This window comes from Phreatobacter sp. (assembly GCF_022843985.1).
Classification (GTDB): Bacteria; Pseudomonadota; Alphaproteobacteria; order Rhizobiales; family Phreatobacteraceae; genus Phreatobacter.
The window spans coordinates 43375-56748 of the sequence record NZ_JALHMP010000028.1 but is presented as its reverse complement, the minus strand read 5'-3'; the positions used below and the strand labels follow the sequence as shown (position 1 = coordinate 56748).

General features: G+C 69.4%; 12 protein-coding genes. All 12 read right to left on the bottom strand.

Annotated features, from left to right (window positions below; translation table 11 throughout):
- The coding region (gene ftsZ / locus Q0C57_RS17255; protein WP_296578025.1) for a cell division protein FtsZ at positions 1-1533 on the bottom strand (1533 nt) is incomplete at its 3' end.
- 123 nt (positions 1534-1656) lie between these two features.
- Positions 1657-2982, bottom strand: a complete 1326-nt coding sequence (gene ftsA, locus Q0C57_RS17250) for a cell division protein FtsA (protein WP_296578023.1) — start codon at positions 2980-2982, stop codon at positions 1657-1659.
- The gene (locus Q0C57_RS17245) at positions 2979-3968 is read right to left on the bottom strand and encodes a cell division protein FtsQ/DivIB (RefSeq protein ID WP_296578020.1); all 990 of its coding nucleotides are present in this window, start codon (positions 3966-3968) and stop codon (positions 2979-2981) included. The genes ftsA and Q0C57_RS17245 overlap by 4 nt, the downstream gene beginning before the upstream one ends.
- A complete protein-coding gene (locus tag Q0C57_RS17240) occupies positions 3965-4888 on the bottom strand; it encodes a D-alanine--D-alanine ligase (protein WP_296578017.1) in 924 nt (307 codons plus the stop codon). Before Q0C57_RS17240 ends, Q0C57_RS17245 begins: the two co-directional genes overlap by 4 nt.
- Before the next feature lie 2 nt (positions 4889-4890).
- A complete protein-coding gene (locus tag Q0C57_RS17235) occupies positions 4891-5271 on the bottom strand; it encodes a type II toxin-antitoxin system PemK/MazF family toxin (RefSeq protein ID WP_296578014.1) in 381 nt (126 codons plus the stop codon).
- Entirely contained in the window at positions 5258-5491 is a 234-nt protein-coding gene (locus Q0C57_RS17230; RefSeq protein ID WP_296578012.1) for a type II toxin-antitoxin system PrlF family antitoxin, read from the bottom strand. Before Q0C57_RS17230 ends, Q0C57_RS17235 begins: the two co-directional genes overlap by 14 nt.
- Positions 5492-5555: 64 nt before the next feature.
- Positions 5556-6479 carry a UDP-N-acetylmuramate dehydrogenase gene (gene murB / locus Q0C57_RS17225; RefSeq protein ID WP_296578010.1) on the bottom strand — a complete coding sequence of 308 codons (924 nt, stop codon included), beginning with the start codon at positions 6477-6479 and terminating at the stop codon, positions 5556-5558.
- Between the two features lie 30 nt (positions 6480-6509).
- Positions 6510-7919, bottom strand: coding sequence for a UDP-N-acetylmuramate--L-alanine ligase (murC, locus tag Q0C57_RS17220; RefSeq protein ID WP_296578007.1), 1410 nt, complete (start codon positions 7917-7919; stop codon positions 6510-6512).
- Positions 7920-8183: 264 nt separating this feature from the next.
- Entirely contained in the window at positions 8184-9287 is a 1104-nt protein-coding gene (murG, locus tag Q0C57_RS17215) for an undecaprenyldiphospho-muramoylpentapeptide beta-N-acetylglucosaminyltransferase (protein ID WP_296578004.1), read from the bottom strand.
- A gap of 1 nt (position 9288) precedes the next feature.
- Positions 9289-10437 carry a putative lipid II flippase FtsW gene (gene ftsW / locus Q0C57_RS17210; protein ID WP_296578002.1) on the bottom strand — a complete coding sequence of 383 codons (1149 nt, stop codon included), beginning with the start codon at positions 10435-10437 and terminating at the stop codon, positions 9289-9291.
- A 347-nt stretch (positions 10438-10784) separates the two neighbouring features.
- Positions 10785-12179, bottom strand: coding sequence for a UDP-N-acetylmuramoyl-L-alanine--D-glutamate ligase (gene murD, locus Q0C57_RS17205; RefSeq protein WP_296577999.1), 1395 nt, complete (start codon positions 12177-12179; stop codon positions 10785-10787).
- Position 12180: 1 nt separating this feature from the next.
- Complete coding sequence (mraY, locus tag Q0C57_RS17200; RefSeq protein WP_296578030.1) at positions 12181-13263, bottom strand: phospho-N-acetylmuramoyl-pentapeptide-transferase; 1083 nt, start codon at positions 13261-13263, stop codon at positions 12181-12183.
- Between the last annotated feature and the right edge of the window lie 111 nt (positions 13264-13374).

The following is a 13374-nucleotide window of genomic DNA, read 5'->3' as shown; positions in this document are numbered from 1 at the left end:
CGGCCGGGCCGGCTGCAGCGGCGGGGCGGCGCGCGGCGCCGGGGCGGGAGCCTCGGCGACCTCGGGCTTGCGGGTGAAGCCGATCGACTGGAGCTTCTCCATCAGCGAGGTGCGCTTGCGCTCCACCGGATTGTCCTCGGCGCGCGGGGCCACGGCCGGCTCGGCGCGCATCTGCTGGCGGACGATCGGCGGCAGTTCGTCCTGGGTCGGCATGCGCACGGGGCGCATCGGCTTCTCGGCGGCCGGCGGGATGAAGTCGCGCGAGGGGATCGGCTCGTCGCGCGGCGGCATCAGCGGCTGGTCGAGTTCCACCGGGGCCTCGCGGAACAGCGCCGGCTTGGCGACCACCGGCTGCAGGACGACCTCGCTCTCGGTGACCACGGCGGCCGGGGCCGGCATGTCGGCGGGCGGCAGGTCATAGATCTGCGGCTCGGCCTCGACCGCGGCCGGGGCGACCGGCTGGGGCGCGGGGGCCGGGGCAGGCTGCTGCAGCTGGGCCATGCGCTGTGCGCTCTGGCGCAGCTTGGCGGTCATCTCGGCGATGGTCTGGGTATTGGTGCCCTGGGCCGACAGGTCGATGCCGGTGGCGACGACCGAGACGCGGATCGTGCCGTCGAGGGCGGAGTCGAAGGTGGCGCCGAGGATGATGTTGGCTTCCGGGTCGACCTCCTCGCGGATGCGGGTCGCCGCCTCGTCCACCTCAAAGAGGGTGAGGTCGTTGCCGCCGGTGATCGAGATGAGGAGGCCGCGGGCGCCCTTCATCGAGGTCTCGTCGAGCAGCGGATTGGCGATGGCGGCTTCCGCGGCAGTGATGGCGCGGCGTTCGCCGGTGGCCTCGCCCGTGCCCATCATCGCCTTGCCCATGTCTCGCATGACGGCGCGGACGTCGGCGAAGTCGAGGTTGATCAGGCCTTCCTTGACCATCAGGTCGGTGATGCAGGCGACGCCCGAATAGAGCACCTGGTCGGCCATGGCGAAGGCGTCGGTGAAGGTCGTCTTCTCGTTCGCCACCCGGAACAGGTTCTGGTTGGGGATGACGATGAGCGTGTCGACCGATTTCTGCAGCTCGACAATGCCGGCCTCGGCCGTCTTCATGCGGCGCACGCCCTCGAAGTGGAAGGGCTTGGTGACGACGCCGACGGTGAGGATGCCGAGCTCGCGGGCAATGCGGGCGATGACCGGGGCAGCACCCGTGCCGGTGCCGCCGCCCATGCCGGCGGTGATGAAGGCCATGTGCGAACCGGAGAGCTGGTCGCGGATCTCGTCGATGACCTCTTCCGCAGCCGCGGCGCCCACTTCCGGGTGCGAGCCGGCGCCGAGGCCGGAGGTCACGGCCAGACCCATCTGGATGATGCGCTCGGCCTTGGCGGAGGACAGCGCCTGGGCGTCGGTGTTGGCGACAACGAAGTCACAGCCCTGCAGGCCGCCCTCGATCATGTTGTTGACGGCGTTGCCGCCCGCGCCGCCGACGCCGAATACGGTGATCCGGGGCTTCAGTTCCCGAATGTCGGGCATCTTCAGGTTGATGGTCATCATGAGCCTCGTTCGAATCACTCACGCGACTGCCACGTCGCTGTTCTACTGTCGGTGCTTCGCCGGCGGCAACCGGCTTCGCGTTGGGAGGCCCGGACCGCATGGCTGCGGCCGGGTATGGGTCTAGAAACTGTCCCTGATCCAGCGGCCGACCCGGGTGAAATAGCCGTCCGTGCCGGTGGCGGCGAGGAAGCGCCGCTGCGGTTCGAAATGCTCTGCACCCGCGATCTGCGGATAGACGGTGAGCCCGACCGCGGCGGCGAAGGGCGGCCCCTTGGCGCTGTCGGGCAATCCGGTGATGCCGACCGGCCGGGCGACCCGGACCTGGCGGCCGAAGACCTGGGCGGCGAGATCGGCGAGGCCGGGCAGTTGCGCGCCGCCGCCGGTGAGTACGAGGCGGCGGCCGACCTCGGCCGCGGAGCCGGCGGCGACCAGCCGGTCGCGCACCATTTCGAGGATCTCGTCGATGCGCGGGCGGATGATGCGGATGATCTGCGCCCGCGACACCGAATGGGGAATGTCGCGCTCGTCCTCGGCGATGGAGGGCACGTTGACGATGTCGCGCTCGTCGGACTTGGCGGCGAAACAGGCGCCGTTCAGCACCTTGATGCGCTCGGCGTCGGAGAGCCGCGTCGAAAGGCCGCGGGCGATGTCCATGGTGACGTGGTGGGAGCCCACCGCCACGGCATCGGCATGGACGAAGTGGCCGCCGGCGAAGACCGACAGCGTCGTGGTGCCGGCGCCCATGTCGAGGCAGACCGTGCCGAGTTCGGCCTCGTCGTCGGTCAGCACCGCGAGGCCGGCGGCGAAGGGGGCGGCGACAAGCGCCTCGACCGTCAGGTGGCAGCGCTCGATGCAGAGCATGAGGTTGCGGGCGGTGGCGGCGTCGCAGGTCACGACATGCATGTCGACGCCGAGCGAGGAGCCGAGCATACCGCGCGGGTCCTTGATGCCGCGCGTGTCGTCGAGGCGGAACCCGATCGGCATGGAATGGAGCACCGCCCTGCCCTGCCGCACCGAATGGTCGGAGGCGGCCTGCAGCACGCGGTGCAGGTCCTGTTCCTCGACGCGGGGCGTCGGGCAGGTGACGCGGGCCTCGTAGTGCTCGGAACCGAGCCGGCCGGCGGAGACCGTGACGATGACGCGGTCGACCTGGACCTCGGCCATGCGCTCGGCGGCATCCACCGCCTGGCGGATCGCCGCTTCGGCCTTGGCCATGTCGGCGATGGCGCCGGCCTTCATGCCGCGGGCGCGGGTATGGCCGATGCCGAGGATCTCGGCCTTGTGGGTGCGGTTGGGCAGGATGTCGGTGCCCTCGCGCGGCCTCAGCCGCACGATCATGCAGACGATCTTCGAGGTGCCGATGTCGAGGACGCACATGATCGCCGAGCGCCGCGGCGAAATCGGGCGCATCTTCGGGGTCAGGCCGTGGCGGAACGGAGCGGTCATATGCGCTGGCCCTGCAGGGCGCGGCGGCGGGCGCGCTCGCGGTCGCGTTCCTTGAGGGCTGCCTCGTGGGCCTTCATCGCATCCTCCGACAGGCGGACGGTGACGCGGCCGGGCACGCGCATGTCGATCATGGTGAGGTCGCGCGTCATCAGCCGGCGCTCGCCGTCCAGGCGCGCGAGGTCGATCATGGCGCGGTCGAGGTCGGTGTCGGGCAGGCGCACGTCGATTCCGTTCTTGAGGACGAGGGTCCAGCGGCGCTCGGCGACGAGCACGGCGGCACGCACCGCCTTCGCCACATCCGGATGGTCGCCGAGCAGGCCGACGATCTCGCGGGCGCGTGTCTCGGCGCCCTTGCCGACGATCAGCGGCAGGTGCTGGAAGCGGGCATCGAGATGGTCGACGATGACACGGCCGTCGGCAGCAATGACCTGGATGCGGCCGTCGCGCTGCCACAGCGCGAAGGGCTCGCGCTCGACCACGGAAATCATGATCTGGTCGGGATAGAGCTTCTGGACCGTGGCGTCGGCGACCCAGGAATTGGCCTTGAGGCGCTCCCGCGCCTCGTCGGCGTCGAAGAACAGCACCGAGGTCTCGGGATGGACGCCGGCGACCTCGAGGACCTGGGCATGGCTCATCTGGCTGTTGCCGGTGAGGCGGACGCCGCGGACCTGCAGGCCGGCGGCGTTGGCGGCACGGTCACCGACCGCGAGCAGTGCCTGGTTGACGACCGGCCAGTGACCGCCGCGCTGGACGCCATAGAGCCCGGTGGCGGCGAAGAGGAGGAGCGTGGCGACGAGACCGGTGCGGCGCGGCAGGCGGAGACTGACGGCGCGGCTCCACAGCCGGCGCAGGCGAATCCCGGCGGCGCTCGGCCGGGAATAGCCGTCGACCGCGGCTTCCCGGCGCGACGGGGCGGCGGAGGTCCGCAGCCTGTCGCTGGCCTGGGCGAGCGCGTCCGCCCCGGCTCCGGCGAGCCTGGCGGTCAACGATCGAGAGACGCGTCCAATACCATCCATTCGACCAGCTCGGCGAACGAGACACCTTCGTGAGCGGCCATGTCGGGGACGAGCGAAGTCCCGGTCATCCCGGGCTGCGTGTTGACTTCGAGGCAGACGAGCTGCCCGGTTCCGCCGGGCGTATCGTCGTATCTGAAGTCCGCACGGCTGACCCCTTTACAGCCGAGCGCCTGATGCGCTGCGAGGGACAGTCTTTGGACCTCAGAGTAAATATTTGGTTTAAGCGGCGCCGGAATCAGGTGCTGTGACCCCCCCGGCGCATATTTCGCCTCGTAGTCGTAGAAGGTTCCGGCGAAGGTGATCTCGATGACGCCCAGCGCCCGATCGCCCATGACGGCGCAGGTCAGTTCCTTGCCGGCGATGAAGGGCTCGACCAGCACGGTGTCGCCCAGCGCCCAGTCCGCAGCGTGCAGCTCCTGCGGCGGGTGCTCGTGGTCCCTGGTGACGATGAAGACGCCGAGGGACGAACCGTCCGTGTTGGGCTTGATCACATAGGGGCGCGGCAGGAGATGTTCGCGCGCCGCCTCGCGGCGGGGCACGACGAGGCCGCCGGGCACCGGCACGCCCGCCGCCGCCATCACCCTCTTGGCCATGGCCTTGTCCATGCACAGGGCCGAGGCCATGACGCCGGAATGGCTGTAGGGGATCTGCATGACCTCGAGGATGCCGGCCAGCGTGCCGTCCTCGCCGGGGCGGCCGTGGGTGACGTTGAGCGCCACGTCCGGCTTCAGTTCGGCCAGGCGGAGCGCGATGTCGCGGCCGACATCAACCCGCGTCACCCGGTAGCCGCGGCTTTCCAGCGCATCGGCGCAGGCCGTGCCGGAGGCGAGCGAGACCTCGCGTTCGGCGGACCAGCCGCCATAGAGGACGGCGACATGGGGTTTGGTCATGGTCAGAGGCTCCGGGCCAAGCTGGATGAAGGGGTGCCGACAAAGGCGTGCAGGCGATCGACGACAGCGACGAGATCCGGCGGAGGCAGGGCGCCGATGACGCGCAGGATGCGCGCGGGCTCGATGCAGGCGATCTTGGCGGGGCGAACAAAGGAGCGATGCGACAAACCCGTTCCGGTTAGCTCCGATATCGCAACGACGGCATCGGGATCGCCGCGGCCGATGCTGGTGATCATTGCGACCCATATGAAGCCGATGGCCGCCAGCCGTTCACTCGACACCACGACGGCCGGGCGGCGTTTCTCCGCCAGTCGGTCGGAGAAGGGAAACGGGACGACGACGATGGTGCCGGGGCGCGTGTCGAATGGCTCAGAGGTCGGCATAGGCCGCGTCGTCCTCGGGGCTTGCCCATTCCGTGAAGGTGATGAAGGGATCGTCGATCAGGTCGTCATCCTTCTCGATCATCACGGCCTTTTCGGTGATCACGTAGCGGACCTTGTCGCCCGGGCCGAGTTTCAGGTGGTCGCGGACCGCGCGCGGCAGCACGGTCTGGCTCTTCGAGGAAATCTTGGAGACATGCACCTTCGGAGCAGCCTTCGACATGGTGTCCTCCTGACGCAACGGGTCGCGTGAGACATAGGGACGACTCGACCTACAGTAAAGCGTCTTACGCCTTACCGCTTACACCCACCCGCTTGATCTCCCACTGCAGCTCGACGCCGCTCGTCTCCTTCACCCGCCGGCGCACCTCCTCGCCCAGCGCCTCGATGTCGGCGGCGGTGGCGGTGCCGGTGTTGATGAGGAAGTTGCAATGCATCTCCGACACCTGCGCGCCGCCGAGGCGGAGGCCCCTGCAGCCGGCGGCGTCGATGAGCTTCCAGGCGGAATGGCCGGGCGGGTTCTTGAAGGTGGAGCCGCCGGTCTTCTCGCGGATCGGCTGCACCGTCTCGCGGTGGTGCTGCACGGCGTCCATGCGTTCGCGGATGACGGCGGGGTCGGTGGGCAGCCCCTGAAAGACGGCGCCGGTGAAGATCACCGGGCGGCCGACATCGGACTTGCGGTAGGCGAAATTCATGGCGGCATTGGTGAAGGTCAGCACGGCACCGTCGCGGGCGACGGCACGCGCCTCGACCAGCACGTCCTTGGTCTCGCCGCCATTGGCGCCGGCATTCATGGTGAGGGCGCCGCCGATCGTGCCGGGAATGCCGTGGTAGAATTCGAGCCCGCCGAGGCCGGCGGCGGCCGCCGCCTCCGCCACGCGCTTGTCGGGGGCCACGGCGCCGGCGGTGATGCGCGTGCCGGCGACCGTCACCTCGCCGAAGCCGCGGGGACGCAGGCGCACGACGATCCCCGCGACGCCGCCGTCGCGGACGATGAGGTTGGAGCCGACGCCGACCGGCATGACCGGCAGGTCGGCGGGAAATCGCGACAGGGCATAGGCGAGGTCGGCCTCGTCCTCGGGCGTGAAGAGGATCTGGGCCGGCCCGCCGACGCGGAACCAGGTCAGCGGCGCCAGCGGCTCGTTGGCGGCGAGGCGGCCGCGCAGGTCCGGCGCGAGGCGGCGCAGCAGCGGCGTGATGTCGTCGAACATGGGCGGCCCTCCGCGTCTTGCCCCGGCCGTTCAGTCGCGCGCCAGCTTCTCGAGCTCGCCCGGCAGGGCGTAGGCCCATTGGGTGATGTTGCCGGCGCCGAGGAAGATGACGTAGTCGCCCGGCCGGGCGAGGCCGGCGACGATGCTGGCGAGGCGTGCCGGGCTCTCCAGCGCCATGACCGACTTATGGCCGCGCGTCCGCAGGCCGGAGACGAGGTCGTCGCGCGAGGCGCCGGGGATCGGCTGTTCGCCGGCCGCATAGACATCGGCGACGATGACATGGTCGGCATCGTTGAAGCAGGTGCAGAACTCGTTGAACAGCGAGGCGAGGCGCGTGTAGCGGTGCGGCTGGACGATGGCGATGACCTGGCTGCCGGTGGAGGCGCGGGCCGCCTTCAGCACCGCCGCGATCTCCACGGGATGGTGGCCGTAATCGTCGAAGATGGTGGCGCCGTTCCAGGCGCCGGTGCGGGTGAAACGGCGCTTGACGCCGCCGAAGCCGGCGAGCGCCTTGCGGATCTGCGGGCCGGCCATGCCGAGCTCGTGGGCCACGGCAATGGCGGCAGTGGCGTTGAGCGCATTGTGGCGGCCGGGCATGGGCAGGACGAGGTCGTCGATCTCCTCGCGGAGGGCGCCGGTGCGGTCGCGGAACTGCACCTTGAACCGGCACTGGCCGCCGGTGAGGTCGACGTCGAGGAGGCGCACGTCGGCCTGGGGATTCTCGCCATAGGTGACGACCCGGCGATCGGCGATGGCGCCGACCATGTCCTGCACCACCGGGTGGTCGATGCACATGACGCCGAAGCCGTAGAAGGGCAGGTTCTCGATGAAGGACCGGAAGGCCGTCTTCACCGCATCGAAATTGCCGTAATGGTCGAGGTGCTCGGGGTCGATATTGGTGACGATGGCGACGTCGGCCGGCAGCTTCAGGAAGGAGCCGTCACTTTCGTCGGCCTCGACCACCATCCAGTTGCCGGCGCCGAGGCGGGCATTGGTGCCGAGGGCATTGATGATGCCGCCATTGACGATGGTGGGATCGAAGCCGCCGGCGTCGAGCAGCGTCGAGACCATCGAGGTCGTCGTCGTCTTGCCATGGGTGCCGGCAATGGCGACGCAGGATTTCAGCCGCATCAGCTCGGCCAGCATCTCGGCGCGGCGGACGACGGGAATGCGCCGCTCGCGGGCGGCGACGAGCTCGGGATTGTCGCGGCGGATGGCGGTGGAGACGACCACGACCTCGGCGGCGGCGAGGTTCTCGGCGGCATGGCCGATGGTGATGGTGGCGCCCCGGTCCTTCAGCCGCTTGATCGTGTAGCCCTCGGCGGCATCGGAACCCTGCACCTTGTAGCCGAGATTGAGCAGCACCTCGGCGATGCCGGACATGCCGATGCCGCCGATGCCGATGAAGTGGATGGGTCCGATGTCGCGGGGCAGTTTCATGGGGCGTCTTCTTGCGGAGGCGGAGGGTGCGGTCAGAAGCGGGAGAATTGGGGCTGCATGAAGGTCGAAAGCAGGCTGGGCAATCGAGGCCAGAAGGGCCCCACCCTTACCCTCCCCGCTGCGCGGAGAGGGAGACTATGACGGCGGCGAGCCCATGCGAGCGTCGTGCCTGGCGCAAAGGCCGGACGGGTACCCGGGAGGCCGTAGTCCCCCTCTCCGCGCGGAGCGCGGGGAGGGTGCGGGAGGGGCATTCCAGGCGAGACGTCACGACACCAGCCCCGCCGTCTTCATCACCAGATCGGCGAGCCGGTCGGCGGCGTCGGCATGGCCCTGGGCGCGGGCAGCGGCGGCGGCGGCGGCGAGGGGCGTCGGATCGGCGAGCAGCCGGGAGAGTTCGCCGGCGAGCCAGTCCGGCGTGAAATCGGCCTGCTTGACCACCGTGGCGGCGCCCGCCGCGGCCAGGGTGGCGGCGTTCATCAGCTGGTCCTGGTCGAGCGCATGGGGCAGCGGCACCAGGATGGAGGGCCGTCCGATGACCGAGAGTTCGGCCACGGTCGAGGCGCCGGAGCGGGCGATGACGAGATGGGCCGCCGCGAGACGGTCCGGCAGATCGACGAAGAAGGGCGCGACCGCGGCGCTCACCCCGAGCCGGTCATAGGTCGCCTCGACCGCGGCCTGGTCCTCGGCGCGGGCCTGCTGCACGACCTGCAGGCGGGCGCGCAGCGCCGCATCCACCTGTTCGAGCGCCGCCGGCACGATTTCGCTCATGACCCGGGCGCCCTGGCTGCCGCCGAAGACACAGAGCCGGAACGGCCCGCCGGACAGCGGTGCATCATAGGGGGTCGCGGCGGCGGCGATGACCATCGGGCGGACGGGATTGCCGGTGAAGGTCGCCTTGGCGGCGAGCGCCGGGTTGCCGTCGAGGACGCCGGGGAAGGAGGTGGCGATGGCGGTGACGCGGCCGGAGAGCTGGCGGTTGGCGCGGCCCATCACGGCGTTCTGGTCATGGATCAGGGTCGGCACGCCGACCTGCGTCGCCGCGAACAGCGGCGGCAGCGTCGGATAGCCGCCGAAGCCGATCACGGCAGCGGGCTTCAGCACGGTGATGATCTTGCGGGCATGGAGATAGCCGCTGCCGAGCGCGAAGAGGGCCTTCGCCAGGGCGATCGGGTTCTTCGAGGCGATGGTCGCGGAAGAGACGATGTGGGTGGCGCGGGCGGGAAAGGCGCGGCCATATTTCTCCGCCCGCTCGTCGGTGACGAGATCGACGAGGCAGCCGCGGGCGGAAAGCGCCACCGCCAGGGCCTCGGCGGGGAAGAGATGGCCGCCGGTGCCGCCGGCGCAGACAAGGACGAGGGGCTGCTTCATGTCAGCCCCGGTTCGCCTGGTAATGATGAAGCTCGGCCAGCGTCTCGGCACGCGGCCGTCGCCGGGTCAGGGCGATGAGCATGCCCATGCCGAAGGCCAGCGCGATCAGCGAGGAACCGCCATAGGAGACGAAAGGCAGGGTCATACCCTTCGGCGGGATCAGGTGGAGGTTGACCATCAGGTTGATGCAGCTCTGCAGGCCGAAGAGGATGGCGAGCCCGGCGACGGCGAAGCGGCAGAACGGGTCCTCGTCCTTGAGCGCATGGTTCAGCGAGCGCAGCACGACGAAGGCGAAGAGGGCGATGATGACCAGGCAGAGGATGGCGCCGAACTCCTCGGCCGCCACGGCGAAGATGAAGTCGGTATGGCTGTCGGGGATGATGCGCTTGACCGTCCCCTCGCCCGGTCCCTTGCCGAACCAGCCGCCCTGCTGGAAGGCGTCGATGGCGACGTCGACCTGGAAGGTGTCGGCGGTGCCCGGCTCCATGAACTTGTCGATGCGGCGGCGCACATGCGGGAAGGTGAAATAGGCGGCGGCGATGCCGGCAGCGCCGACCCCGGCCAGGCCGAAGACCCAGAGCCAGCGCATGCCCGCCATGAAGAACAGCGCCGCCCAGACGGCGATGACGAGCGAGGTCTGGCCGACATCGGGCTGCAGGATCAGCGGCGTCACGGTGGCGCCGAGGAGCAGCATGGCGAGAAGGTTGGCCGGCATTTCCGGCCGTTTGGCGCTCTCGGCGAAGAGCCAGGCGGCGAGCACGACGAAGGCGGGCTTGAGGAATTCGGAGGGCTGCAGGCCGATCCCGGCGAAACTGAGCCAGCGTCGCGAGCCCTTGATCTCGGCGCCGATGACGAGAGTCGCGACAACGAGGACAAGCGCGCCGAGGAAGGCGACGAAGGCGAGGCGCCGGACCCAATAGGGCGACAGGAAGGAGGTGGCGATGAGCACGATCGTCGCCGGGACCAGGAAGAAGACCTGGCGGTTGACGAAGTGGAAGGTGTCGAGGCCGATGCGATGGGCGACCGCCGGCGAGGCGGCGAGCGACAGGACGATGCCGGCGAGCATCAGCCCGAACAGCGCCGAGAGCAGCAACCGGTCAACGGTCCACCACCATTCGCCGAAGGCCGTGCGTTCAGCCCTGGAGATCATGCGCCGTCCCCGTTCCATCTGATGCCGTCCGCGACACGGCTTTCAGGAAATCTAAAGGGCGCCGCTCAACGCTTCGTTAACTGCGCGGGGCGCGCGGGGTCTTTGCTGGTGGCAGGAGCCACGCCATCCATGGCCCTACCCGCACCCTCCCCTCGCTCTCGCGAGGAGAGGGGGACTTTGACGTTCAGGCCCTCCTGCATCCGACGCGCCTGGCGCAGCCGTCGAACACGTCGCGGGACGCCGTAGTCCCCCTCGCCTTGGAGCGGAGCGACAAGGGGAGGGTAAGGGTCGGGCCCTGCTTTCCTCTCCGAAACGGACCGTCCGTCGCCCGGGGAGGATGGCCCGTCTCAGGCCTTCTCCACACCCGGCATGGCGAGCACGAGGTCGCGGAAAGCCTTGCCGCGCACCTCGAAATTGGGGAACTGGTCGTAGCTGGCGCAGGCCGGCGAGAGCAGGACGACAGGATTGGCGGCGCCGTCCGCCGCGGCATCGGCCGCCGCCAGGGCCACCGCCTTGTCGAGCGTGCCGGCGACGACATGGGGATGGGCGCCGAGGGTCCGGGCGAAATCCTCGGCCGACTGGCCGATCAGGTAGGACTTGCGGATGCGCGGGAAGAAGCGCGCCAGCGGGGCGATGCCGCCCTCCTTCGGGGTGCCGCCGGCGATCCAGTAGATGTCGGAGAAGGCGGCCAGCGCCTTCTCGGCGGAATCAGCATTGGTCGCCTTGGAATCGTTGACGAAGAGCACGGCGCCGATCCGCCCGACCTGCTCCATGCGGTGGGCGAGGCCGGGAAAGGTCAGCATGGCGCGGACGATCTCGCCATGGGTCAGGCCGAGCGCCTCGCAGGCGGCATAGGCGGCCATGGCGTTCTGGGCATTGTGGGTGCCGCGCAGGGCCCCCGCATTGGCGAGGGAGAACCGCTCCACCGCCGCCCCCGCCTTCATGCGGAGAATGTCGGCCCCGTCGAGGCAGAGACCGTCGGCGACGGGATTGCGGATGGAGATGCGCACGGTGCGGTGCCCGGCACGCTCGGCGCGGTCGGCCATGGCCTGGCTGTGGCGGTCGTCGATGCCGAGAATGGCGGTGCCGCCCGGCTGCACGCCGGCGACGAGCCGCTCCTTGACGCCGGCATAGAGGTCGAGCGTGCCGTGGCGGTCGAGATGGTCGGGCGTGATATTGAGGCAGATGCCGACGGAAGGGTCGATCGAGGGTGTCAGGTCGATCTGGAAGGAGGAGCATTCGATGACATGGCTGCGGCCGGCGGCGGGGGGGCTGAGCGACAGGATCGCCGTGCCGATATTGCCGCCCATCTGCGGATCGCGGCCGCCCGCGCCGAGGATGTGGGTGATCAGCGCCGTTGTGGTCGACTTGCCGTTGGTGCCGGTGATGGCGACGAAGGGCGCGTGCGGCGTGGTGGCGCGGCGCTCGCGGCAGAAGAGCTCGATGTCGCCGAGGATCTCGACGCCGCGGGCATGGGCGAGGCCGACGCTCCAGTGCGGCGCCGGATGGGTCAGCGGCACGCCGGGGGCGAGGACCAGGGCGGCGACGCCGGACCAGTCGAGGCCGCGCAGGTCGGCAGTCTCGTGGCCGGCCGCGGCGGCCCTGGCGACGGAAGCGGAACTGTCGTCCCAGGCGATGACGCGGGCGCCGCCGGCCGCCAGCGCGGCGCAGGTGGCGAGGCCCGAGCCACCGAGGCCGAAGACGGCGACGGTGGCGCCCTTGAAGGTGGAGACGGGGATCATGTCACCGCAGCTTCAGCGTCGACAGGCCGGCCAGTGCGAGGACGAAGGCGATGATCCAGAAGCGGACCACGACCTGCGACTCGGACCAGCCCTTCTTCTCGAAATGGTGGTGGATCGGCGCCATGCGGAAGACGCGCTTGCCGGTGAGCTTGTAGGAAACGACCTGGACGATGACCGAGACCGCCTCGAGCACGAAGAGGCCGCCGACGACGAGCAGCACGATCTCGTGCTTCACCGCCACGGCGATGGTGCCGATGAGGCCGCCCAGAGCCAGCGAGCCGGTATCGCCCATGAAGATCTGGGCGGGGGGCGCGTTGAACCACAGGAAGCCGAGGCCGGCCCCTATCAGCGCCCCGATGATGACGATGATCTCGCCGGTGCCGGGCACATGGGTGATCTGCAGGTAATTGGCGAAGAAGGCGTTGCCGGAGAGATAGGCGATGATCCCGAAAGTGCCGGCGGCGATCATCACCGGCACGATGGCGAGGCCGTCGAGGCCGTCGGTGAGGTTCACCGCATTGCCCGACCCGACAATGACGAAAGCCCCGAATAGTATCATCAGATAGCCGATATTGATCGACAGGTCCTTGATGAAGGGGAAGAAGATCGAGGTGTTGAGCGGCTCGCGCGTCACCATCATCACCGCGGTGACGGCGAGGCCGGCAATGAGGAATTCCAGCGCCAGCCGGGCCTTGCTGGAGAAGCCTGCATGGCTCTGCTTGGTCACCTTGAGATAATCGTCATAGAAGCCGATGGCGCCGAAGCCGAGCATGACGAAGAGCAGGATCCAGACATAGGGGCTGCGCAGATTGGCCCAGAGCAGCGTCGCCACCAGCAGGCCGGAGAGGATCATCAGGCCGCCCATGGTGGGCGTGCCCTTCTTGGCCTGGTGCGACTCCGGCCCGTCGGCGCGGATCGGCTGGCCCTTGCCCTGTTTGAGGCGCAGGAGCTGGATCAGGCCCGGACCGAACAGGAAGACGAAGATCAGGGCCGTGAAAATGGCCCCGCCGGTGCGGAACGTGATGTAGCGGAAGATGTTCAGCGGCGAGAAGACGCCGGAGAATTCGGCAAGGAAGGCGAACATCGGTGTCGTCGTCTTTCGGTCCGTCACGCCGCGGTGTCCGGCGCGAATCACCGCTGCCGCCCCCGGTCTCTTCCGCTCCGATATGCCCTGCCGCGGGACGGACGCAAAGCC

Coding starts and splice junctions, on each gene's coding strand:
- mraY (WP_296578030.1), bottom strand. CDS start 13,263: ATGTTCGCCTTCCTTGCCGAATTCTCCGGCGTCTTCTCGCCGCTGAAC.
- Q0C57_RS17240 (WP_296578017.1), bottom strand. CDS start 4,888: ATGACCAAACCCCATGTCGCCGTCCTCTATGGCGGCTGGTCCGCCGAA.
- Q0C57_RS17235 (WP_296578014.1), bottom strand. CDS start 5,271: ATGCCGACCTCTGAGCCATTCGACACGCGCCCCGGCACCATCGTCGTC.
- murG (WP_296578004.1), bottom strand. CDS start 9,287: ATGAAGCAGCCCCTCGTCCTTGTCTGCGCCGGCGGCACCGGCGGCCAT.
- Q0C57_RS17230 (WP_296578012.1), bottom strand. CDS start 5,491: ATGTCGAAGGCTGCTCCGAAGGTGCATGTCTCCAAGATTTCCTCGAAG.
- ftsA (WP_296578023.1), bottom strand. CDS start 2,982: ATGACCGCTCCGTTCCGCCACGGCCTGACCCCGAAGATGCGCCCGATT.
- murB (WP_296578010.1), bottom strand. CDS start 6,479: ATGTTCGACGACATCACGCCGCTGCTGCGCCGCCTCGCGCCGGACCTG.
- murC (WP_296578007.1), bottom strand. CDS start 7,919: ATGAAACTGCCCCGCGACATCGGACCCATCCACTTCATCGGCATCGGC.
- ftsW (WP_296578002.1), bottom strand. CDS start 10,437: ATGATCTCCAGGGCTGAACGCACGGCCTTCGGCGAATGGTGGTGGACC.
- murD (WP_296577999.1), bottom strand. CDS start 12,179: ATGATCCCCGTCTCCACCTTCAAGGGCGCCACCGTCGCCGTCTTCGGC.